Annotated in this window: 19 protein-coding genes; 8 read left to right on the top strand and 11 right to left on the bottom strand. The window is 57.0% G+C overall.

The features are described from left to right. Positions 1 to 118: 118 nt before the first annotated feature. The 3 genes from AO726_RS05435 to AO726_RS05445 all read left to right on the top strand — a co-directional run bounded on the left by AO726_RS05435 (position 119) and on the right by AO726_RS05445 (position 6,270). Positions 119 to 4,303 (top strand): EAL domain-containing protein, encoded by a 4,185-nt coding sequence (locus AO726_RS05435; RefSeq protein ID WP_446737411.1) that lies wholly within the window; start codon positions 119 to 121, stop codon positions 4,301 to 4,303. 121 nt (positions 4,304 to 4,424) lie between these two features. Beyond that, positions 4,425 to 5,678: a serine hydroxymethyltransferase gene (gene glyA, locus AO726_RS05440; RefSeq protein ID WP_058067012.1), complete on the top strand. Its 1,254-nt coding sequence runs from the start codon at positions 4,425 to 4,427 to the stop codon at positions 5,676 to 5,678. 139 nt (positions 5,679 to 5,817) lie between these two features. After that, a complete protein-coding gene (locus tag AO726_RS05445; protein WP_058067013.1) occupies positions 5,818 to 6,270 on the top strand; it encodes an AprI/Inh family metalloprotease inhibitor in 453 nt (150 codons plus the stop codon). 47 nt (positions 6,271 to 6,317) lie between these two features. On the opposite strand, the gene yjiA is transcribed toward AO726_RS05445, so the two are convergent. The 3 genes from yjiA to AO726_RS05460 form a co-directional block, all read right to left on the bottom strand. After that, entirely contained in the window at positions 6,318 to 7,286 is a 969-nt protein-coding gene (gene yjiA / locus AO726_RS05450; protein WP_058067014.1) for a GTPase, read from the bottom strand. 93 nt (positions 7,287 to 7,379) lie between these two features. Beyond that, positions 7,380 to 7,583, bottom strand: coding sequence for a YbdD/YjiX family protein (locus AO726_RS05455; RefSeq protein WP_058067015.1), 204 nt, complete (start codon positions 7,581 to 7,583; stop codon positions 7,380 to 7,382). A gap of 49 nt (positions 7,584 to 7,632) precedes the next feature. Beyond that, on the bottom strand, positions 7,633 to 9,690 hold the full coding sequence (locus AO726_RS05460) for a carbon starvation CstA family protein (protein ID WP_058067016.1): 2,058 nt from the start codon (positions 9,688 to 9,690) through the stop codon (positions 7,633 to 7,635). 549 nt (positions 9,691 to 10,239) lie between these two features. On the opposite strand from AO726_RS05460, the gene AO726_RS05465 reads away from it, so the two are divergent. After that, positions 10,240 to 11,193, top strand: coding sequence for an MBL fold metallo-hydrolase (locus AO726_RS05465; protein ID WP_058067017.1), 954 nt, complete (start codon positions 10,240 to 10,242; stop codon positions 11,191 to 11,193). A gap of 224 nt (positions 11,194 to 11,417) precedes the next feature. Beyond that, positions 11,418 to 11,786 (top strand): PilZ domain-containing protein, encoded by a 369-nt coding sequence (locus AO726_RS05470; protein ID WP_058067018.1) that lies wholly within the window; start codon positions 11,418 to 11,420, stop codon positions 11,784 to 11,786. Between the two features lie 57 nt (positions 11,787 to 11,843). Here AO726_RS05470 and radA read toward each other — a convergent pair whose 3' ends face one another. The 3 genes from radA to AO726_RS05485 all read right to left on the bottom strand — a co-directional run bounded on the left by radA (position 11,844) and on the right by AO726_RS05485 (position 13,880). Next, positions 11,844 to 13,208, bottom strand: a complete 1,365-nt coding sequence (gene radA, locus AO726_RS05475) for a DNA repair protein RadA (RefSeq protein WP_058067019.1) — start codon at positions 13,206 to 13,208, stop codon at positions 11,844 to 11,846. A 66-nt stretch (positions 13,209 to 13,274) separates the two neighbouring features. Further along, the gene (locus AO726_RS05480) at positions 13,275 to 13,553 is read right to left on the bottom strand and encodes a YdcH family protein (protein WP_058067020.1); all 279 of its coding nucleotides are present in this window, start codon (positions 13,551 to 13,553) and stop codon (positions 13,275 to 13,277) included. 84 nt (positions 13,554 to 13,637) lie between these two features. Continuing rightward, on the bottom strand, positions 13,638 to 13,880 hold the full coding sequence (locus AO726_RS05485; RefSeq protein WP_058067021.1) for a YdcH family protein: 243 nt from the start codon (positions 13,878 to 13,880) through the stop codon (positions 13,638 to 13,640). Between the two features lie 135 nt (positions 13,881 to 14,015). Between AO726_RS05485 and mscL the strand changes: the two genes are divergently transcribed. After that, on the top strand, positions 14,016 to 14,429 hold the full coding sequence (gene mscL, locus AO726_RS05490) for a large-conductance mechanosensitive channel protein MscL (protein ID WP_058067022.1): 414 nt from the start codon (positions 14,016 to 14,018) through the stop codon (positions 14,427 to 14,429). Between the two features lie 63 nt (positions 14,430 to 14,492). Here the strand turns inward: mscL and AO726_RS05495 are convergent, their stop codons facing one another. Further along, positions 14,493 to 16,046 (bottom strand): TerC family protein, encoded by a 1,554-nt coding sequence (locus AO726_RS05495; RefSeq protein WP_058067023.1) that lies wholly within the window; start codon positions 16,044 to 16,046, stop codon positions 14,493 to 14,495. A gap of 333 nt (positions 16,047 to 16,379) precedes the next feature. Next, entirely contained in the window at positions 16,380 to 17,150 is a 771-nt protein-coding gene (locus AO726_RS05500; RefSeq protein WP_058067024.1) for a ferredoxin--NADP reductase, read from the bottom strand. 167 nt (positions 17,151 to 17,317) lie between these two features. On the opposite strand from AO726_RS05500, the gene AO726_RS05505 reads away from it, so the two are divergent. Both AO726_RS05505 and AO726_RS05510 read left to right on the top strand, forming a co-directional pair. Beyond that, positions 17,318 to 18,442: a methyltransferase gene (locus AO726_RS05505; RefSeq protein ID WP_058067025.1), complete on the top strand. Its 1,125-nt coding sequence runs from the start codon at positions 17,318 to 17,320 to the stop codon at positions 18,440 to 18,442. 205 nt (positions 18,443 to 18,647) lie between these two features. Then, positions 18,648 to 20,003, top strand: a complete 1,356-nt coding sequence (locus AO726_RS05510; RefSeq protein WP_058067026.1) for an MFS transporter — start codon at positions 18,648 to 18,650, stop codon at positions 20,001 to 20,003. A 69-nt stretch (positions 20,004 to 20,072) separates the two neighbouring features. Here the strand turns inward: AO726_RS05510 and AO726_RS05515 are convergent, their stop codons facing one another. The 3 genes from AO726_RS05515 to AO726_RS05525 are packed head-to-tail and all read right to left on the bottom strand — an operon-like array spanning position 20,073 to position 22,669. Further along, complete coding sequence (locus AO726_RS05515) at positions 20,073 to 20,186, bottom strand: DUF2474 domain-containing protein (RefSeq protein ID WP_446737412.1); 114 nt, start codon at positions 20,184 to 20,186, stop codon at positions 20,073 to 20,075. 34 nt (positions 20,187 to 20,220) lie between these two features. Further along, the gene (cydB, locus tag AO726_RS05520) at positions 20,221 to 21,228 is read right to left on the bottom strand and encodes a cytochrome d ubiquinol oxidase subunit II (protein WP_058067028.1); all 1,008 of its coding nucleotides are present in this window, start codon (positions 21,226 to 21,228) and stop codon (positions 20,221 to 20,223) included. Position 21,229: 1 nt separating this feature from the next. After that, positions 21,230 to 22,669 (bottom strand): cytochrome ubiquinol oxidase subunit I, encoded by a 1,440-nt coding sequence (locus AO726_RS05525; protein ID WP_058067029.1) that lies wholly within the window; start codon positions 22,667 to 22,669, stop codon positions 21,230 to 21,232. Positions 22,670 to 22,751 lie beyond the last annotated feature (82 nt).

Here is a 22,751-nt window from a genome sequence, read left to right on the forward strand (position 1 = left end):
ATGCTCGCGTTTTTTACATCTCGACCCAACAGTCGACTGAACAGCCCAGGACGCAGTTTTGTCTAAGGTCACTTCATCCGCCGCCCCCAGAAGCGCTCTAACGCCTGCCTCGGAAGTCCTGCGCAGCCCGATCCGCATCTTGCTGGTCATACTTGTGCTGTGCCTGATCGGCTTGGTGATCTGGTACCTGAATGATTCGCTGCGCCAGCAGGTCAACAGCCAGCGCCAGCAGAGCTTGCTGTACACCGCACAGCTGGCCGATCACCTCAGCCTGAACATGCGCCTGAAAGCCGGGGTCGCCGGTGCTCTGATGCATCACCATGCACAGCCACCAAGCAGTTCCACAGAGATGGAGGAGCTGCTGCACAATCTCAGACACGCCCTCCCGAACCTGCTCGGTGTTGCCTGGGTCAGTGCAGATGGCAGCGTGATCCACGACACCCTGAATCAGGACATGGACCCGGTGCAGCTTCAAGAGCGACTCGCCCGCAGCCACTCCGAGTCCTTTTTCTATTCATTCAGTACTCTGCCCAATGGCCACATCTGCCTGTTTTTGCGTCAGTCCCAGGCACCTGAGAGCGGCTATTGGATACTACGTTTGGACACCGACTTGCTGAGCGAATGGCTCAAGGAGCGTCAGTCCAGCTCACACGGCTGGCTGCTGGAAGATGCCGACAGTCAGCGAGTAATCGCCAGTGATCAATTTGACTTCACCGACAACAGCCTCTTGCAGCCATCAGTAACCGCACAGAACAGCGCACAAAGCAGCGGGCTGACAGTTCTGCCCGGCAGCAACTGGCAATTACACACACTGTTTAATTATGCCGCTGTCCATTCCAAACTCATGCGCGAGCAGGCTGGCAAGCTCCTACTGCTCCTGGTCTGTTCCGGATTGACCCTGGTTGCCCTGTACCGTTTGCTGCACGAACAACGCTCACTGCTGGCCCTGAACAGCGCCTCGCGGCGTTATATGCTGCAAGCGGGCAGCGTGCTGGGGGCGATTGAAGAGCGCGTGCTGGTGACCGATTTAAACGGTCAACTGCAATACCTGAATCCCCAGGCCGAAGAGATGTTTGGCCTGAGCAACCGCGATGCTTCCGGCTGGGACCTCCTAAAGCTCATGCCGCGCTTGGATCCACTGCTGCTGCATAGCAGCGGTGCGCACGGCACCAGCGACTCGGATCTGGTCGAGATCCGCCAAAATGGCAACATCCACCTGTACGACATCACTCGCAGCGACCTCACTGAACACAATAAACAGATCGGTTTTGTCTGGGTGCTGCGGGACGTTACCGAAGAACAGCGTGCCTCGCAGGTTCTGCAAGAAACCCGGCGTCGCTATCAGGATATTTTCGACGGCACCGGCACCGCCCTCTGCGTCCTAGACCTGACCGGCCTGCAGCGCTGCCTGCAGCAGCACGACATCTGCAACGATGAGCAGTTGCGCAACTGGCTGGATGCCGACCCACGGCATCACGACGAAATCAGCTGCCATCTACAGCTCACCGAAAGCAACGACGTGGCCCTCAACCTGTTCGGTGTCGACTCCAACCAGAGCGTCTGGCAGCACCTGTTCAATAATGGACTGATCCGCCCCAACGGCTTGCGCATGCAGCTGCTCCTCACGCTGATCAACGGCGGCGGCGTGATCGAAATGGAAAAGCGCATCACCACCCAGCATGGCCAGCTCCGCCACCTGTGGATACTGCTGCGCCTGCCTGAGGCGGTTGATGAGCTCAAGGCGATTACCCTGAGCATCAGCGACATCACCAACCGCAAACTCATCGAAAACTCGCTGATAGAACGTGAGCGTTTTTGGTCCGATGTGGTCAACGCAGTGCCGGACACCATTTATGTCAACGACCTCAGTGAACGTCGGGAGCTGTACAGTAACAACCATTTAGGGCCTCAACTGGGCTACAACCAGGCTGAAATTGAACAACTGGGTGAAAGTTTCTGGGAAAAAATTCTTCACCCGGATGACAGTGAGCTGTACCAGCGCACCCTCAACGCTCTCCATGTCATCGGCGACGGCGTTCTGATGCAGTACGAACTGCGCTGGCGTCACCGTGACGGCAGCTGGCGTTGGTTTGAGATTCGTGAACAAGCCCTGGCCCGCGACAGCCAAGGGCGTGTCAGCCGCATGATGGGCGTGGCAAAAGACATCACCGAAGAAATCGCCCGCCGCGAATCCCTGCAGGCCAGTGAACAGCGCTATCGCTTGCTGGCGGAAAGCATCACTGACGTAATCATCAGTACCGACGCCCTGCTCAACGTCAACTACGTCAGCCCATCAGTGGAAACGGTGCTGGGGTATGAAAGTGACTGGGTGCGCCAACATGGCCTATTTAGCCTGGCCGCCAATACCAAACAGATCATTGGCGCAGCCACCCTGCTGAAGCGTGTCAGCTCAGCACTGGGTGATCCGCTGCGGATGAATGAACTGCGCCAACAGTTCATACCTCAGGTGTTTGTCTTCGACTGCTTGCACGCCGACGGCCACACCTTACCGATAGAGCTGCGCCTGCTGCCCATGTGGGATGACAACGGACGCTTTGAAGGCCTGCTCGGCATTGCCCGCGACATCAGCCTGCAACGACGCGCCGAGAAAGACTTACGAATGGCGGCAACCGTCTTCGAACACTCCACAGCAGCGATTATGGTGACCGACCCGGTCGGCTATATCGTACAGATTAACAACGCCTTTACCCGTGTCACCGGCTATACCTCGAAGCAGATCATCGACCAGCTGCCGAACATGCTTACCGTCGATAATCCACAACAAAGCCAGCTCAAGTACATCACCAACCAGCTCCGTCAGATGGGCAGCTGGGAAGGGGAATTGCTGCTCAAACGACGCAATGACGAAACCTTCCCGGCCTGGGTTGGGATTACTGCGATCCGGGATGACGAAGGCGACCTGATCAGCTATGTCGGCTTCTTCAGTGATATCAGTGAGCGCAAGGCTAACGAGCAGCGTATTCACCGCCTGGCCTATTACGACCCGCTGACCCAACTGCCCAACCGCACTCTGTTCCAGGACCGCTTGCACACCGTTCTGCAGCAGGCTGAACGCAACCGCGAATGGGTCGCGCTGATGTTCCTTGATCTGGACCGTTTCAAACCGATCAATGACAGCCTCGGCCACGCAGCAGGTGACCGCATGCTCAAAGAGGTGGCGCAACGGCTGAGCCTCTGCGTAGACGGCCAGGATACCCTGGCACGTATGGGAGGTGACGAGTTCACCCTGCTGCTGTACTCCCAGAACCAGCGTGAAACAGCTTTGACCCGGGCCATTCATGTGGGTGAGCAGATTCTCGCGCGCCTGGCCCAACCCTTTGTCCTCGAAGGTCGTGAGTTCTTCGTCAGCGCCAGCATCGGTATCGCCCTGAGCCCGCAGGATGGCAACGAACTCAGCCAGCTGATGAAAAACGCCGACACCGCCATGTACCACGCCAAAGAGCGCGGCAAGAACAACTTCCAGTTCTACCAGGCCGAGATGAACGCCAGCGCCTTGCAGCGCATTGAGCTGGAGAGTGACCTGCGCCATGCCCTGGCCCAGGATGAATTCCAACTGGTCTACCAGCCGCAGTTCTCCAGCGATGGCAAGCGTCTGACCGGCGTTGAAGCACTACTGCGCTGGGAACACCCGCAACGCGGTAACGTCTCGCCAGCCAGCTTTATTCCGGTGCTTGAAGAGATCGGCCTGGTGGTGCAAGTCGGCGACTGGGTCCTGCAGCGCGCCTGTCGCCAACTGGCGCTCTGGCACGAGAAGGGCGTGGACGTGCCGAAGATTTCGGTCAACATCTCGCCGCGCCAGTTCAGCGAAGGCGACCTGCACCTGCGTATCGCCGAAGCACTCAGGCAAAGCGGCATTCCGGCCGGCAAGCTTGAGCTGGAAATTACCGAAAGCATCCTGATGGAAGACGTGGCCGCCGCTATGCACACCCTGACCGAGCTGAAAGAACTGGGTGTTTACATTGCCATTGATGACTTCGGCACCGGTTACTCATCGCTGAACTACCTCAAACAGTTCCCGCTGGACGTGCTGAAAATCGACCGTAGCTTTGTGGACAACGTGCCCCATGGCGAGAAGGACGCGCAAATTGCCCGGGCGATTATCGCCATGGCCCACAGTCTGGACCTGACGGTAATTGCTGAAGGTGTTGAGAATCAGGAGCAGCTCGACTTCTTGCGCACCCACAACTGCGACGAGGTTCAGGGCTTCCTGCTGGGCCGTCCGATGCCCGCCCGCCAATTCACCCCGCTATTTTCCAACCGCGCCCTGTTCATGCTGAGCTGAGCGACCAGCATGAACAGCGTTTGTCATACGGATGATCAGTCCTCATGTGCCGGATCGCCTCGGATAGGGTAGAATCCGCCCCCTCTTTCTACCGCCCAGCTGATTACCTCAGGGGATTGCCATGTTCAGCCGTGATTTAACTCTTGCCCGTTTTGACGCCGAATTGTTTGCTGCGATGGAGCAAGAAGCCCAACGCCAGGAACATCACATCGAGCTGATCGCCTCGGAAAACTACACCAGCCCGGCCGTCATGGAAGCTCAAGGCTCAGTTCTGACCAACAAGTACGCCGAAGGTTATCCGGGCAAGCGTTACTACGGTGGCTGTGAATACGTCGACATCGTTGAGCAGCTGGCCATTGACCGCGCCAAAGAACTGTTCGGTGCTGACTACGCCAACGTCCAGCCGCACTCCGGCAGCCAGGCTAACAGTGCCGTATACATGGCTCTGCTGGAAGCAGGCGACACCGTTCTGGGCATGAGCCTGGCTCACGGTGGTCACCTGACTCACGGTGCCAGCGTTAGCTTCTCCGGCAAGATCTACAACGCTGTTCAGTACGGCATCAACGACAACGGCCTGATCGACTATGACGAAGTCGAGCGCCTGGCTGTTGAGCACAAGCCGAAAATGATCATCGCTGGTTTCAGCGCCTACTCTCAGGTTCTGGACTTCCCGCGCTTCCGCGCCATCGCTGACAAAGTAGGTGCTTACCTGTTCGTCGACATGGCCCACGTTGCCGGTCTGGTTGCTGCTGGCCTGTACCCGAACCCGGTTCCGTTTGCTGACGTTGTGACCACCACCACTCACAAAACCCTGCGCGGCCCGCGCGGTGGTCTGATCCTGGCCCGTGCTAACGAAGCGCTGGAGAAGAAGCTGAACTCCGCCGTATTCCCAGGCGGCCAAGGCGGCCCGCTGGAGCACGTGATCGCGGCTAAAGCTGTGTGCTTCAAAGAAGCCCTGCAACCCGAGTTCAAGGAATACCAAGCTCAGGTCATCAAGAACGCCCAAACCATGGCCAGCGTTTTCATCGAAAACGGCTACGACGTGGTTTCCGGCGGTACTGAAAACCACCTGTTCCTGCTGTCCCTGATCAAACAGGACATCACCGGTAAAGACGCAGATGCAGCACTGGGCCGCGCCTTCATCACCGTGAACAAGAACAGCGTACCGAACGACCCACGCTCCCCATTCGTTACCTCCGGCCTGCGCATCGGTACTCCGGCTGTGACCACTCGCGGCTTTAAAGAAGAAGAGTGCCGTCAGCTGGCTGGCTGGATCTGCGAGATCCTGGCTAACCTGGGTGACGAAGCCGTAGAGGCCCGCGTACGTGAGCAAGTTAAAGCGGTCTGCGCTAAGTTCCCGGTATACGGCAACTAAGCGCTACCTGCTGACAAAAAGCCCGGCTCATGCCGGGCTTTTTGTTGATGCCAGCCACACTTTAGGCACCCGCCCGCCTAGCTTCATTGACAGCCTTCAAATTTGGAACTTTAGTCCACGTTTTTAGGAGGCCGTTATCATGTATCACGCTCTTCGCACACTAACCGTTTCAACCCTGCTGGCCACATACGCCTTGAACAGCTCGGCTGGCGGTCCCGAATCCCGCTTTGCACTCAACGCAAAATCCAAAGATCAGGAGGCACAGCTAGCCCCCGCCCCGCAGTACGCCGAACGACTCAAAGGGGCATATGACTTGTGGCAAGACGGTGAAGGTGGACCTCTATGCAAAGTACGCCTTGGCGACACCCCTACAATAGGTGGGTTGAGCCTACAGGCGGACGAAGATTGCGCGAGCAAACTTAACTTAGCGGGAGATCCATATGCATGGTTCATCAACCCCAATGGGCAGCTGATTATCATTGATGCCACGCGCCAAGCACTGTTGCGCATGAAGGTGCTTGAAGATGGCTCGTACAAAGATCCACGCGATGGCGATTACGTCAATGCCGTTTTACTGTCCCGCCCTCAATAGAGCGGAACAAAGTATTGCGCCACTACACGGCCTCGCTGAGCGATGAATCAGGCACCGAGCTGAGCAAAACCCTCGCGGATTTCGGCTTCCGGCAAGTTATCGCCAATAAACACGATCACTGATTGGCGTGTTTCACCCGCCTGCCAAGGCTCGGCGTAATCAAAGCCGTACAGCCGCAGCACCCCCTGAAACACCATGCGCCGCTCCTCTCCGGCAATCGCCAGCACGCCTTTATAGCGCAGTAATGAGTTGCCGTACTGCTCCAGTAGGTTTTCCATAAAGGCGCTGAGCTTATCGATATCCAGATCCTGATCGGCGCTGAGCACCAGTGTGCTGATGCGATCCGTGTTGTTCGCCGGGAGCAGTGGACGCAGCGTCATGACCGGGCCGAGGTCGTCATTCAGATTGAAGCCACGCACATCCAGCAGTTCGGACAGATCAATACGGCCATGCTCAACATGGCGCACCGGCGCACGTCGGTTAATACGCTGCAGACGCTGAGTCAGTGCATCAACTTGCGCTTCGTGGGCCAGATCGGTCTTGCTGATCAAAATGCGGTCGGCAAACCCCACCTGCGCCTGAGCAATCGGCTCTTGCAGATGACGCTCGGCGTTGACCGCATCCACCAGAGTGATGATGCCGTCCAGCACATAGCGCTCGCACAGTTCTTCGTCCGCGAAGAACGTTTGCGCAACAGGTGCTGGATCAGCCAGCCCGGTGCATTCGATCACCAGCCGGTCGAAGTCCAACTCGCCGCTATCGAGTTTATCCAACAGCAGGTACAGCGCTTTTTCCAGCTCGACATGGATGGAACAACAGACGCATCCGTTGGCCAACGTCATCACCTGCACTGGCTCACTGCCGAGCAACTGCGTATCAATCGGTGTGTCGCTGTATTCGTTCTCGATCACCGCCAGCTTCAGGCCATGCTCGGCTTGTAGCATGTGACGCAACAGGGTTGTTTTGCCTGCCCCAAGAAAACCACTGAGCACCGTGACCGGAATCACCTTAGACATAACCGCAACCTCATAACGAAATACGCCACGACAAGCGTGGCGTATGGATTCTTATCAGCCGGATTGTAACCGACTCAGCTGCAAGCAACTGTTTCAGCAGCAACGTACGGGGCGACCTTTACCGCCACCATAACGAGCATCCTGACGCTCACGAAAAAAGTCTTCGTAGCTCATTACAGGCTGATCCGGGTGTTTGTTTTTCATGTGTTCGACATAGGTGTCGTAATCCGGCATGCCGACCAACATACGCGCGGCTTGCCCCAGATACTTACCCATACGACTCAAATCATTGAACACCAGTATTTACCTCATGAGTGCCGGGCCCTCAGGCCCGGCGGATCAGCTATCAAGCGTTCGGCGCAGCCTGATAGGGAGTTTCCTTGTCAGTGCGCTGCGGGTTAACCCACGCGGCGCGGCCGATTTTCAGGGCATAGAACAGGATGCTGAAGACCACCACCAGGAACAGCACGCTTAGGCCAGCGTTGGTGTAAGCGTTCATGATCACATGCTGCATCTGACCAAGATCCTTGGCCGGAGCCAGAATTTGACCTGCATCCAACGCCGTTTCGTACTTCTTGGCCAAGGCCAGGAAACCAACAGCCGGGTTGGTATCGAACAGCTTGATCAGGCTCGCAACCGTGGTGCAGATCAGCAGCCACACAGCAGGTAGCAAGGTGACCCAGATGTACTGCTGGCGCTTCATTTTGATCAGCACAACAGTGCACAGCATCAGCGCGATACCGGCCAGCATCTGGTTAGAGATGCCGAACAGCGGCCACAAGGTGTTGATGCCGCCCAGCGGGTCGACTACGCCCTGATACAACAGATAGCCCCACAGCGCCACGCAACCTGCAGTTGCAATCACGTTCGCGCCCCAGGATTCGGTGCGACGCAGCGCCGGTACGAAGTTACCCAGCAGGTCCTGCAACATAAAGCGACCTGCACGGGTACCGGCATCCACAGCAGTCAGAATGAACAGCGCCTCAAACAGAATCGCAAAGTGATACCAGAACGCCATGGTGTTCTCACCCGGCAGCGCCTGGTGAAGAATCTGCGCGATACCCACCGCCAGCGTTGGCGCACCACCTGCACGGTTGAGAATCGTGTGCTCACCAATGTCCTTGGCCACCGCCTCCAGCGCATCCGGGGTGATCACAAAACCCCAGTTGCTCACTGCAGCAGCAACACTCACCACATCAGAGCCGACCACGGCGGGTGGGCTGTTCATGGCGAAATACACGCCCGGATCAATGATCGACGCAGCGACCATGGCCATGATCGCAACCATAGACTCCATCAGCATGCCGCCATAGCCGATGTAGCGGGCGTGGGTTTCATTGGCCAGTAGCTTCGGCGTGGTGCCAGAGCTGATCAGCGCGTGGAAGCCCGAAACAGCGCCACAAGCGATGGTGATAAACAGGAACGGGAACAGCGCGCCCTTCCACACCGGGCCGGTGCCGTCGGTGAATTGAGTCAGGGCAGGCATCTTCAAGTCTGGAGCCAGAATCAGGATGCCGACGGCCAGCGCCACGATGGTGCCGATCTTCAGGAAGGTCGACAGGTAGTCACGTGGGGCCAGAATCAGCCAAACCGGCAGCACTGCAGCGACAAAGCCGTAGCCCACCAACATCCAGGTGATCTGCACACCCGTGAAGGTGAACATCGGCCCCCACACAGGGTCAGCAGCAACCACGCCGCCCAGCCAGATCGAGCCCAGCAGCAACGCCACACCAATAATGGAGATTTCACCAATGCGGCCCGGGCGGATGTAGCGCATGTACACGCCCATAAACATCGCAATCGGTATGGTCGCGATGACCGTGAACATGCCCCAAGGGCTTTCGGCCAGGGCCTTCACCACAATCAGTGACAGCACCGCAAGGATGATGATCATGATCAGGAAGCAGCCGAACAGGGCAATCGTTCCTGGAATCCGGCCCATTTCCTCACGCACCATATCGCCCAGAGAGCGCGCATTACGGCGGGTGGAAATGAACAGGACCATGAAATCCTGCACGGCACCGGCCAGCACCACACCGGCAATCAGCCAGAGCGTGCCCGGCAGGTAGCCCATCTGCGCGGCCAGAACTGGTCCAACCAGCGGTCCCGCACCGGCAATTGCAGCAAAGTGGTGGCCAAACAGCACGTGTTTGTTGGTCGGTACAAAGTCCAGGCCATCGTTGTTCAACACGGCTGGAGTCGCCCGCGTCGGATCCAGTTGCATCACCTTATTGGCGATAAACAAGCTGTAGTAACGGTACGCCACCAGATAGATAGCCAGTGCAGCAACCACTATCCACAGCGCGTTGATTGTCTCGCCCCGGCTCAACGCCACTGTACCCAGAGCAAAGGCTCCCAGTAAGGCGACTGCGAACCAGGCAAGGTGACCAATCAGTCGATTCATTCAAAAACTCCTGCCGTAGGACTTAAGCCTGACAGCACTCCATAGTTGTTATCGTTCTTGCTCCCTGAGAAGCAGACCCACTCGGTTTCTGAGTTAAGTAACAGCACATTCCCGCAATAAACGCTGGCCGGCTATGCGGAAAGAGCCATTCTAAAGCCCCCGTCAGGAGCAACCCACCCCCAACTTGTCTAAAACAGGTTAGCTCGGTCAACAAAGCCTGCACCGAAATGTGAAAGTTTCCGGCGAATCTACAGAGCAGGTCTCATAGATCTGATACCACTTCCAACTCAAGACTCGTTAACAAGCGTTCCGGATAGGCTTTATGAAGCAAGCACTAGATTGCACATTGCCAGCTATTGCAATGCCTGGGAACCAACTTGAAGCGGCATATCTCTATTGCTTGCGAGTCTTCTGTTCGTGCATGAACAGCCCGCTGGAAGCCAAGCGCTAATACCACTTAGACCATCCGGCTTCACCTGTCTTCACTCCTTTGTGAGGCCACTGGCGCGCCCGGATGCTCACTCATCTGCGCAGTCGTTGGAGAACATCATGCTTCGATTAAAGGGATTTTGTCTTAGCCTGCTCTTAAGCCTTCCACTACAACCTGCTCTGGCTGCCTCAGACAACGGCCAAACGCTCGACCTTAAGCAATACAGTGACCGCGAAAAACTGCCGGACTTCACCGCAGCGGCCTGTCCGGATATGGCCCGCGGACTTACCCAGATCAAAAACAACCTCTACCGCCACACCACCGGCAATGGTCTGGCCGTGCACAGCGGTCTGGTACTGATCACCAAAGAAGGCGCTTTGGTGATCGACCCGGCTCAGTCCTGCACATCAAAATGGCTGCTGAATGAAATCAAGACCCGCTTCAACGTACCGGTTAAGTACGTGATCTACACCCATGGTCATGCTGACCACATCAGCGGTAGCCAGATCTTTCAGGATAACGGTGCTACGGTGGTCGCCAACCAGCGGGCGGTCGAACCGATTATCGGAGAGAAGCTCGACACGGCTCTGCCAAATAAAGTCTTCGATAAGGACATGAAGATCACTCTGGGCGGTGAAACCGTACTGCTGCACCATGTGGCCCCAAGTCATTCGGACAGCATGACCATGGTCCTCTTCCCGGACTACAAAGCCTTGCAGTGCACGGATGTGTGCGAAAGCAAGACGATGCCTTATAACGACCTGCTGGACTTCTACTACCCGGGCTGGATCGAAACACTGGACTGGGTAATCAAACAGGACGTCGATGTCATTGATGTGGGGCACTACACTCCGGCCACTCGTCAGGATCAACAGGCGTTGCGCACCTATCTGGTGAGTCTTCATCAACAAGTGTTGGATCTCGTGCGGGCCGGACAGTCTTGGGACCAGCTATACCGTAATGTGAAGTTCAGCCCCGAAGTCCAAGCCTGGACAGGCTTTGCCACCATGAAAATGGCTAACGTACAAGGTATGTACCGCTGGGTATCCAGCCACCGGCGCGGTGCCTGGTAAGACTTAAAGTCCATGCTCCCCCGCGCCTGCGGGGGAGTTCCGGTTCAGGCAACTTTCAGCTCCCGCCTACAGTCCCTGCATCACGCACACACTCAAGCGCTCAAACCCAACAATTTCCGTGCCTAAATATCCTTCAGGCTGGATAATCTGCACCCTTGTGCAACTGTCACAAGCCAGTTACAACTGCCTTAGCTATAGTGGCTAAAACCACCAGGAGTTTTTGCATGAGTGCATCAGGCAATGAGCGTCGGCGATTTCAGCGCATTGAATTTGACGCGCCCACCACGTTGAAGCAGGGCGAGCGGAGCTGGAATGCCGAATTGCTCGATATTTCGCTCAAGGGCTTGCTGATCAAACGCCCTGAGCACTGGAACGCAGATCCTAACGAGAACTTCACCGTACAGATTGATCTGACCGAAGATACCCACGTCGTTCTAGATGCGGTGCTCACCCGTTTCCACGGAGAAGTATTGGGGTTTGTCTGCCGGCACATTGATCTGGACTCCATCAGCCATCTACGCCGCCTGGTCGAGCTCAACCTGGGCGACGACAGTCTACTGGAGCGAGAACTGGCTGCCCTGGGTGACGCGTAAAGCGAACCGAGTGCAGCCCTGCCTGATCCGCACTGACTTTCTGAATCTCGGATGCGCTTATTCGAACAGCGCATCCAGCGCCTGGTCCAGGCGCGTCACCGCAATCACCTGTAAGCCAGGTGGCGCATCCTTAGGTGCATTGCCTTTCGGGATGATGGCCCGCTTAAAGCCATGCTTAGCGGCTTCCTTCAGACGCTCCTGACCGCTTGGCACCGGACGAATTTCGCCGGACAACCCCACTTCACCGAATACCAGCACATCGTTCGGCAATGGCCGGTTACGCAGACTGGAAATGACCGCCGCCAGCAACGCCAGATCAGATGCTGTCTCCAGCACCTTCACACCACCCACTACGTTGAGAAATACGTCCTGATCATAGGTCGGAATACCGCCGTGCCGGTGCAGTACCGCCAGCAGCATGGCCAGACGGTTTTGGTCTAAGCCCAACGTGACTCGGCGTGGGTTGGCCATATGGCTGGTATCCACCAGCGCCTGTACTTCCACCAACATCGGTCGCGTACCTTCCCAGGTGGCCATCACCACACTACCGGGCACTTCTTCCTGGGCGCGGGTGAGGAAAATCGCGGAAGGGTTGGTCACTTCCTTAAGGCCTTTGTCGGTCATGCCGAACACGCCCAACTCGTTGACCGCACCGAAGCGGTTCTTCACCGCCCGCAGCAGGCGTAGTCGTCCATCAGACTCGCCTTCGAAATACAGCACCGTATCCACCATGTGCTCCAGCACACGCGGGCCAGCCAATGCGCCCTCTTTGGTCACGTGGCCAACGAGGAAAATCGCAGTTCCGCTCTGCTTGGCAAAACGCACCAGCAGTGCCGCACTCTCGCGCACTTGGGCGACACCGCCCGGCGCTGACTGCAGTTGCTCGGTAAAGATGGTTTGGATCGAGTCGATCACCATCACCTTCGGCTTTTCCAGGCGCGCCGTGGCAATAATGCTTTCGATACAGGTTTCGGTCATGACCTTGAGTTTGTCTTCTGGCAACCCCAGACGGCGGGCGCGCATGGCGACCTGCTGCTGAGACTCCTCACCAGTGACATATAAAGCAGGAAATTGCGTGGCAATGTTGCACAGGGTTTGCAACAAAATGGTGGATTTTCCGATCCCCGGATCGCCACCAATCAGCACCACGGAACCATCCACAAGGCCGCCGCCAAGAACCCGGTCCAGCTCACCGGATGCTGTGGAAAACCTCGGCACCTCTTCAACACTGACCTCAGCCAACGTCTTGAGCTGCGCCTGATCCCCCGCCCATCCGGCCCGGCCACTTGGTGTGGCGCTATTTGCCTCGATCAGGGTTTCCACTAACGTGTTCCATGTACCGCACTCACCGCACTGCCCAGCCCATTTGGGAAAGGTAGCGCCGCACTCTGTGCAGCCGTACATGCGCTTGGCTTTGGCCATTCCGGAACTCCTTCAAAAGCAGAGCCCGGATCATACGAAATAGCTGGATATATTTACAGCACAGACTTACCCACGGCAGCCATTACCACAGCCACAGCATTGCCCGGACGCACGCTTGAGCTGCCGTGCCAGATCGTCCTTGAGCCCAACCCGCTCCTGTTTGAGTGCGGTAAGCGCGTCCTCCCCTATTAGTTCGGCTCCCGACTCAATGCGGCAGATCTGCTTATCCAACTCCTCATAAGCATCCGCCATACGGGCAAAGCGCGTGTCGTTAAGGCGCAGCTCATGCAGCGCATCACGCATCTCGGGAAAGTCTTTCACAAGTGGATGATGTTCAACGTACATGCGGGCACTCCAACCGTAGGTGTCTGTAACTTCAGAATATTCCTACGGTGCAGTGCGGGTGTTGATCAAGATCAAGCCAAGTGTCTAGCCTGCCTTATGCAGCAGTTCTTCGATCTCATCCTTGAGCGCCACCCGCTGCATTTTCAGCCCTTGCAGCACCAGCGAATCCAATGCCTCCCGCCCGCTCTCAACTTCATAGATGCGCTTATCCAGCGCGGCATACTCACCGGCCAGATGACTGAAATGCCCATCTGTAGCCAGTAAACGCTCCAGCTGGCTATTCAGTTCAGGAAACTCGCGGTGCAACGGATGATGTTCCAACGGCATGTCAGTGTCCTCCAGACGACCTGCCCTGAGCCTAGCCGATATCAAACAACGGAAGCAAAGATGCGGCATTTTGAAGCCCTGCAAAGCCCGCACTACACTTGGGCTACACCCACTCGCGAAAGGAACTGCACCAGCATGAGCATACTCAGTGAATTCAAAGCCTTCGCTGTTAAAGGCAACGTGGTTGATATGGCCGTTGGTATCATCATCGGTGCTGCCTTCGGCAAAATCGTGTCGTCTTTTGTGGGCGACGTGATCATGCCTCCAATCGGACTGCTGATTGGCGGAGTGGACTTCTCTGACCTCGCCATCACCCTCAAAGCGGCTGAGGGCGATATTCCGGCCGTGGTGCTCAGTTACGGCAAATTTATCCAGACCATTCTCGACTTCGTCATTGTCGCCTTTGCCATTTTCATGGGGATAAAGGTCATCAACCGCCTGAAGCGTGAAGAGGAAGCGGCCCCGGAAGCACCGCCAGCCCCGAGCCGAGAGGAAGAATTGCTGAGCGAAATCCGTGACCTGCTTAAAGCTCAGCAACACAAAGAGTAGCGATCAGTACAAAAAAGAAAGGCACCTTACGGTGCCTTTCTTTTTATACGCGCAGTGACGCGGTCAGACTTGCAGCGGTTTGAGCAGCAACTTGGCCACCCGGCGCTCCTTGACCTCGGTAACGATCAGACGCCAGTCGGCGTAATCGACCTCGTCGCCGTTGGCAGGCAGGCGGTCCAGCAGGCTCATGACCAGACCAGCCAGGGTCTGATAATCATCCGTCGCTCCGGCCTTGAACCCCAGCTGCTCACGCAGTGCAGTCAGGTGAATCGCGCCGTTGACCATATAACCGTCCTCGACGGTTTCGATATCCGGCTCATCCACTTCACTGGCATCCGGCAGCTCACCGGCGATGGCCTCAAGAATGTCGGTCAGGGTCAGCAAGCCTTCGAAGCCGCCGAACTCATTGACCACAAACGCCACGTGGGTCGAAGCCTGACGCATCTGCTCCAGAGCGCTCAGCACAGACACGCTGTCAGGCAGATTGACCGGCGAGCGGATCAGGCTTTCGATATCCGGCTGCTCGCCTTTAAGCAGCTCTTTGAACAGCTCTTTCTTGTGAACGTAGCCCAGCGGTTCATCCGCTGCCTCGCTGCGGGTCACAACCAGACGTGAGTGTGGCGACTCCAACAGGGCGTGATGGATGTTTTCCACCGTGTCATCCAGGTTGAAGCTGTCGACCTCCATCCGATCAGTCATGACCTTTTTAATCGACTGCTCGGCCAGGCTCAGCACACCGCTGATCATCACCCGCTCACGGCGGTCAAACAGCACGCCCTGCGACGAGCTGCCCTCAAGCATATCGGCAATTTCCTCGCCGACTTCGTCTTCCTGCACCTTGCCCCCCAGCAGGCGCATCACCGCATGGGCTGTGCGCTCACGCAAGCCAAGCTCACCCTGCAAGTTGCGCTTACGGCGCGAGCGGGCAGTCTGGTTGAACACCTCGATCAGAATCGAGAAGCCAATGGCCGCGTACAGGTAGCCTTTCGGAATATGGAAGCCCAAGCCTTCAGCCGTCAGGCTGAAGCCGATCATCATCAGGAAGCCCAGGCACAGCATAATCACGGTTGGGCGCGCGTTAACGAACGCCGTCAGCGGCTTGCTCGCTACCATCATCAGGCCCATGGAGATCACCACGGCGATCATCATCACTTCCAAGTGTTCAACCATGCCCACGGCGGTGATGACTGCGTCCAGAGAGAACACGGCATCTAGCACGATGATCTGCGCCACAACCGGCCAGAACTTCGCGTAAGTGCGGCTGCCGCTGGCCTGATGGGTCCTTCCTTCAAGCCGTTCGTGCAACTCCATCGTGGCTTTGAACAGCAGGAACACACCACCGGTCAGCATGATCAGGTCACGCCCGGAGAAGGTATGACCAAACAGCTCAATCAGCGGCTCAGTCAGCGTCACCAGCCAAGCCATGCTCGCCAGCAGGCCCAAGCGCATAATCATCGCCAGGCTCAGGCCGATCAAACGAGCACGATCACGATGCTCAGGCGGCAGCTTGTCCGCAAGTATGGCGATAAACACCAGGTTGTCGATCCCCAGAACAATTTCCAGGATGATCAACGTGAACAGCCCTAACCAGGCCGTGGGATCCATGATCCATTCCATTTAACGTGCAGTTCTCTTGCTGATAAGACGGGTACAGCCGAACGCATCGCGCAGGCCACAGGCACGCGCAAAGTCGATCAACATATAAGGAGGTCGTGCAGCGGACTGCTGCCGAGGACGCTGGCACAGAGCTGTGCCGCGTAAATTTAATGCCGCACCCGACGCAAATGGCGAGGGCGGCTTACACCTTTCAGTGTCCATATAATCCGAAAAAAACCATAACAGGCTGCAATCCTAAGGTTAGCGGCCAATAATTACAAAACATCAATTCGTTACCAGATTTCACTTTCAGACGCCGAAGCAGTGATCAGGCACGTCAAAGCCTAGTCGGAATTACCAGTAGTTTTCCACCGCGACCTGTCCTGGCCGACGAGTGAGGCTCAACTGCAAGTCCCTCTGTTTAAGCAGTGCACGAGTATCATCAATCATTTGCGGATTGCCGCAGATCATCACCCGTGAAGCCTGCGGATCAAACCTGATGCCTGCCTTTTGCTCCAGCTGACCGTTGGCGATAAATTCCGTGATGCGCCCGTGCAAACAACCCGCAACCTGCTCCCGGGTGACAGTCGGCAGATAAATGAAACGATCAGCAAACTCAGCCAGATGCTCCTGTTGCATCAGCCCTTTTATCAGTGGCTGATAGGCCAGTTCTGCAGCGCTGCGTGCACTGTAGACCAGCACCACACGCTCAAACCGCTGCCAGACCTCAAGCCCCTGCAAAATGGATAAAAACGGTGCCACCCCTGTGCCGCTGGCCAACAGCCAGAGATCACGGCCATCGGCAAAGCGATCCAGCGTCAGATAGCCCAGCGCTTGTTTTTCGATCAGCAGCGTATCACCGGCTTTTAAGCGACGCAGTTCAGTGGTGAACTCTCCGCTAGGTACCACAATCGAAAAAAACTCCAGAAACTCGTCATGGGGTGCAGAAACCATCGAGTAAGCCCGCCAAACCTGCGAACCATCAGCCTTAGTCACTCCAAGTCGGGCAAACTGTCCGGCCTGAAATCGAAAGCCCGCATCGCGGCTACAGCGCAGGGTGAACAGGCTCGGCGTCAGAGTGTTGACCTCAAGCAGGGTCTGGCGGGTGAATTTTTCACTTTCCATGGGGCGTGCTCCCTGTGATCTAAAGCCAGTGTGGCGCAAAGTCTGGCAGGCAAAAACCCGCAAGGCGCAGGGCTATTGAGACTTAAAACGCTGTTGGTTTCGGCTTTGTGCACAGTCCATGTCAAAATGCGCGGCGATCCGGCCTTTGCTTATCCAGAGTTATCCCAATGCTTTTATTTGTCAGTCCCTACGCTCAGCTTGAGCTGATCCGCCAGCCTGAGCAGCAAAACGAGCCGCTGCAGGCCTTTGATGCAGCCGATGAGTACCTGCTCAATGAGGTTCATGGACTGGGACTGACCGCCAACACACGAGTATTGGTGCTGAATGACAGTTTTGGCGCGCTGGCCGCCAGCCTTGCCGGGCATGTCGATGTCACCAGCAGCGGCGACTCTCACCTCGGCCACCTAGCATTGCAGATCAACCTACAGCGCAACCAGATTGCTGCCGACTCTGTGCGGTTTATACCGGCTAGTTCAGCATTTGAGGGCCCCTTCGACCTGGTGCTGATCCGTGTTCCCAAAACCCTGGCTTTGCTGGAAGAGCAGCTGATTCGCCTGCACAGCCAGTTGGCACCGGGCGCACAGGTGATAGCTGGCGCGATGATCAAACACCTGCCCCGCGCAGCCGGTGACCTGCTGGAAAAATACATCGGCCCAGTTCAAGCCTCACTGGCGGTAAAAAAGGCCCGCCTGCTGACGGCGGTTGTAGAAAGCAAAGCCGCGCCGGTTTCGCCTTATCCGAGCCGCTATCGTCTGGATAAGCCCGCCCTAACCTTGATCAACCACGCCAACGTGTTCTGTCGTGAAGGCCTGGATATCGGCACCCGCGCCTTTCTGCCTCATCTGCCCAAACAACTGAGCGCGCTGCGCGTGGCTGATTTGGGCTGCGGTAACGGCGTACTGGGCATCGCTTACGCCCTGAGCAACCCCGATGCACAGCTGACGCTGGTGGATGAGTCTTACATGGCGGTGCAATCCGCCCAGGAAAACTGGCAAGCCGCTCTGGGTGACCGCCCGGCTGATATCCGCGCGGGCGATGGCCTGGCCGAACAGGAGCCGGACTCCCTCGATCTAGTCCTGTGCAACCCGCCATTCCACCAGCAACAAGTGGTTGGCGACTTCCTCGCCTGGCGCATGTTCCAGCAAGCGCGCCGCGCACTGGTAACTGGCGGAGAACTGTGGATTGTGGGCAACCGCCATCTTGGCTACCACGCCAAACTCAAACGCCTGTTCCGCGGGGTTGAGCAGGTCGCCGCCACGCCCAAATTCGTCGTGCTGAAAGCCACTAAATAAGTTCATGGCCTTTGTGAAGCGAGCTGCAAGGGCCAAAATGAGCGATAACCGCACGATAATCCTGAAATCAAATTAAAACGCGTTAAAAACGGCGGTTTTGACGGATTTCGGCTATTCATCATCTGGCAGTTCAGCGAATATAGCGACCATCCGTCGCAGCCTGCCCGGCAGGTCTGTCCCGTTGTCCTCCAACCTGCTCACGACTATGACAAACACAACAGCCTCTGCGCCTGCTGCTCCGGCGAACTCCCGGGCGCGCGTGATTCTCGCCAGCCTGATTGGCACCACCATTGAGTTCTACGACTTCTACGTCTACGCCACGGCGGCGGTATTGGTGTTCCCACACCTGTTCTTCCCGCCAGGCAATGAAACCACCGCCCTGCTCGCTTCTTTTGCCATTTTTGGCGCAGCGATGATTGCCCGTCCGCTGGGCGCAGTGTTCTTTGGCCACTTGGGTGACCGCCTCGGGCGCAAAACCACATTGGTGATTGCACTGCTGACCATGGGTATTGCCACCTTCCTGATTGGCCTGTTGCCGACGTATCACACGGTTGGCTGGGTTGCGCCGCTGTTGCTGGTGTTCCTGCGCCTGGCCCAAGGCTTTGCCATTGGCGGCGAATGGTCCGGTGCGGCGCTGGTCGCCACCGAGAACGCGCCTAAAGGCAAACGCGCACTGTTCGGCACCTTCCCGCAGTTGGGCGCTCCGCTGGGCTTTATCATCGCCAACGGCTTGTTCCTGATCGTCGCGGCGCTGCTGCCATCGCTTGATCCGTCCAAACCGTCTGAGGAATTCCTCGACTGGGGCTGGCGTATTCCGTTCCTGTTCTCCGCCGTAATGGTGATTATCGGCCTGTGGATTCGCATGAATCTGGTGGAAAGCACCTCGTTCACCAAGACCCAGAATCAGGGCAAGGTGGTCAAGCTGCCACTGGCTGAAGTGACCCGCAAACACTGGCGTGAGCTGGTGTTGGGCACCTTTTATATGCTCGCCACCTACGTGCTGTTCTATCTGATGACCACCTTCAGCCTGAGCTACGGCCGTGCGCCGGTTGAAGCGGCTCCAGGCCAGCTCCCGGGATTGGGTTACAGCTATAACGAGTTCGTGCTGATGCTGATCGCCGGTGTGGTGTTCTTTGGCATCTTCACCCTGCTATCCGGTCCTTGGGCTGACCGTTTTGGCCGTCGCAAGACGCTGATTTGGGTGACACTGGGCATCATCCTGTTCGGACTGTGCTGGGTGCCGCTGCTGAGCTTCGGCTTTGTCGGCGTGATGCTGTGGCTGATCCTCGGTTTCAGCCTGATGGGCATGACCTTCGGCCCAATGGGCGCACTGCTGCCGGAGCTGTTTCCGACCAACGTGCGCTACACCGGTTCGGGCATTTCCTACAACGTGTCGTCCATTCTAGGTGCTGCGCTCGCTCCGTTTGTTGCCGTGTGGCTGTGGAGCATGGCGGATGGCAGCCCTGCTCTGGTCGGCGTGTATCTGGCCGTGATGGCCGGGCTAACCTTGCTGGCTTTGATTCTCGGTAAGGAAACCCGGGATGTGGATATCGACGCCTAAGCCGGTAGCTTGGACGTAAACGAAAACGGCAGCCTTATCAGCTGCCGTTTTTTATTGCCTAGTTAAATCTCAGCTGCTCATCCCCGCAGCCTTCATAAACAGGCGCAGCAAATAGGAAACACCCCCCAGCGCCAGCACGCTGCCGGCCCAGATCAACACCAGCCAGCCCACCCGTTTCCACATAGGGCTGGCGGGCACTTCAGCCTCAGAGCGTTTATCAGTGGTAGCCATGGTCTTCATTCACCTTGCCGCGGAACACGTAATAGCTCCATGCGGTGTACATGAGGATGAAAGGGATGATGAACAGCGCCCCAACCAGAATGAAGCCCTGACTTTGTGGCGGTGCTGCAGCAGCCCAGATGCTCACAGATGGCGGAATGATGTTCGGCCACAAGCTAATCGCCAAGCCACTGTAGCCCAGGAAGATCATCACCAATGTGAGGATAAACGGCGCGTAGTTGGCGTAACGGGACACGGCCTTAAGCAACGCCCAAGTGCATAACAGTACGAGAATCGGCACCGGCATAAACCAGTAGATATTCGGCGTACTGAACCAACGCTCGGCGATGGCCGGGTCTGCCAACGGCGTCCACAGGCTGACGATACCGGTCACGGCCAGCAGCACAAACACCAGCGGTTTGGCCATATTGTGCATTTGCTCCTGCAGGCGACCTTCGGTCTTCATAATCAGCCAGGTGCAGCCGAGCAAGGCATACGCCGCAATCAGCGCCAGGCCGCAGAACAGCGAGAACGGCGTGAGCCAATCCAGCGAGCCGCCGACAAACTTGCCATCAACCACCTCAAAGCCTTCGACATAAGCGCCCAGCGCCACCCCCTGAAAAAAGGTGGCGGCGGTGGACCCGCCAATAAAAGCTTTATCCCAAATATGCCGGCGACTGGCCTTGGCCTTAAAACGGAACTCAAAGGCAACGCCCCTGAAGATCAGCCCCAGCAGCATAAAAATCAGCGGCAGGTACAGCGCGCTGAGGACAATCGCATAGGCCATCGGGAAGGCCCCAAACAGGGCCGCACCACCGAGAATCAACCAGGTTTCGTTACCGTCCCAGACCGGTGCCACGGTGTTCATCATCACATCGCGTTCCCCGTCGTTTTTTACGAAGGGGAAGATGATGCCAATACCCAGATCGAAACCATCCATGATCACGTACATCATGACGCCGAAGGCGATGATCACCGCCCAGATCAATGAGAGATCAATGCCCATCTCATTTCCCCTCATCTAATGAATCGGTATGCCCTTCCTGCAGCCCCTCATTGGGTGCCGAAAGTGGCCGCGCCGGAGTCCGTGGCTGGCCGGGACCGCCATCTATGGTTTCCTGACCTTCATGCGCCACCGGACCTTTACGCACCAGCCGCAGCATGTAGCCGATGCCCACGCCGAATACTGCGAAGTAGACCACCACAAACAGCGCCAGGGTCAGGCTCATCTGCGCATAACTATGGCCAGACGAAGCATCAGCCGTACGCATCAGGCCGTGAATAATCCAAGGCTGGCGGCCCACTTCGGTGGTGTACCAACCGGCCAGAATTGCAATCAGGCCTGATGGCCCCATCCACACTGCCAGATGCAGGAACGGCCGGAATTCGTACAGTCGCCCGCGCCAGCGTAGGAACAAGGCCACCACACCGGCCAGGATCATCAGCATGCCCAGCGCCACCATCACCCGGAAGGTCCAGAACACGATGGTGGAATTGGGGCGATCTTCTTTGGCGAACTCTTTGAGCGCGGGCACCTGCTTATCCAGACTGTGGGTCAGGATCAGGCTGCCTAGATAGGGAATCTCCAGTTTGAAGCGGGTTTCTTCGCGCTCCATATCCGGCCAACCGAAGAGGATCAGCGGTGTGGCCTCACCCGGCGGGTTTTCCCAGTGCCCTTCGATCGCGGCGATCTTGGCGGGCTGATACTTCAGCGTGTTGAGCCCATGCATGTCACCAATAAAGGCCTGCACCGGTGCCACCAGCAGCGCCATCCACATGGCCATGGAGAACATTTTGCGTACCGCTGGCGTGTTGCGCCCGCGCAACAGATGCCAAGCCGCAGATGAGCCGACGAAGAAGGCTGTCGCCAGAAACGCCGCAGTCGCCATATGCGCCAGACGGTACGGGAACGATGGGTTAAAGATCACCGCCAGCCAGTCCACCGGCACCACCTTGCCCGCGATAATCTCGAAGCCCTGCGGTGTGTGCATCCAGCTGTTAGACGCCAGAATCCAGAATGTAGAAATCAGCGTGCCGATGGCCACCATCACGGTTGAGAAGAAATGCAGGCCCGGTCCGACCCGGTTCCAGCCAAACAGCATCACCCCCAAAAAGCCTGCTTCGAGGAAGAACGCCGTCAGCACTTCATAGGTCAGCAGCGGCCCAGTCACCGCCCCGGCAAATTCGGAGAAAGCACTCCAGTTGGTGCCGAACTGGTAAGCCATAACCAGACCAGACACCACGCCCATGCCAAAATTGACCGCGAAAATCTTGATCCAGAAGTGATAGAGATCGCGGTAGACCTCTTGACCTGTTTTCAGCCACAGCCCTTCCAGCACGGCCAGATAGCTGGCCAGACCGATGGTGATAGCAGGGAAAATGATGTGAAACGAGATGGTAAACGCAAACTGAATCCGGGCTAGATCCAATGCCTCCAAGCCGAACATAGAACTTCCTCAATCAGATTGATGTAAGGGCCGACCGCTTTGCCTTCCTGGCCCTGCTGCAGCGTTATCGTTCTTGTCACTA

It is taken from the genome of Pseudomonas sp. TTU2014-080ASC (assembly GCF_001446935.1).
Classification (GTDB): domain Bacteria; phylum Pseudomonadota; class Gammaproteobacteria; order Pseudomonadales; family Pseudomonadaceae; genus Aquipseudomonas.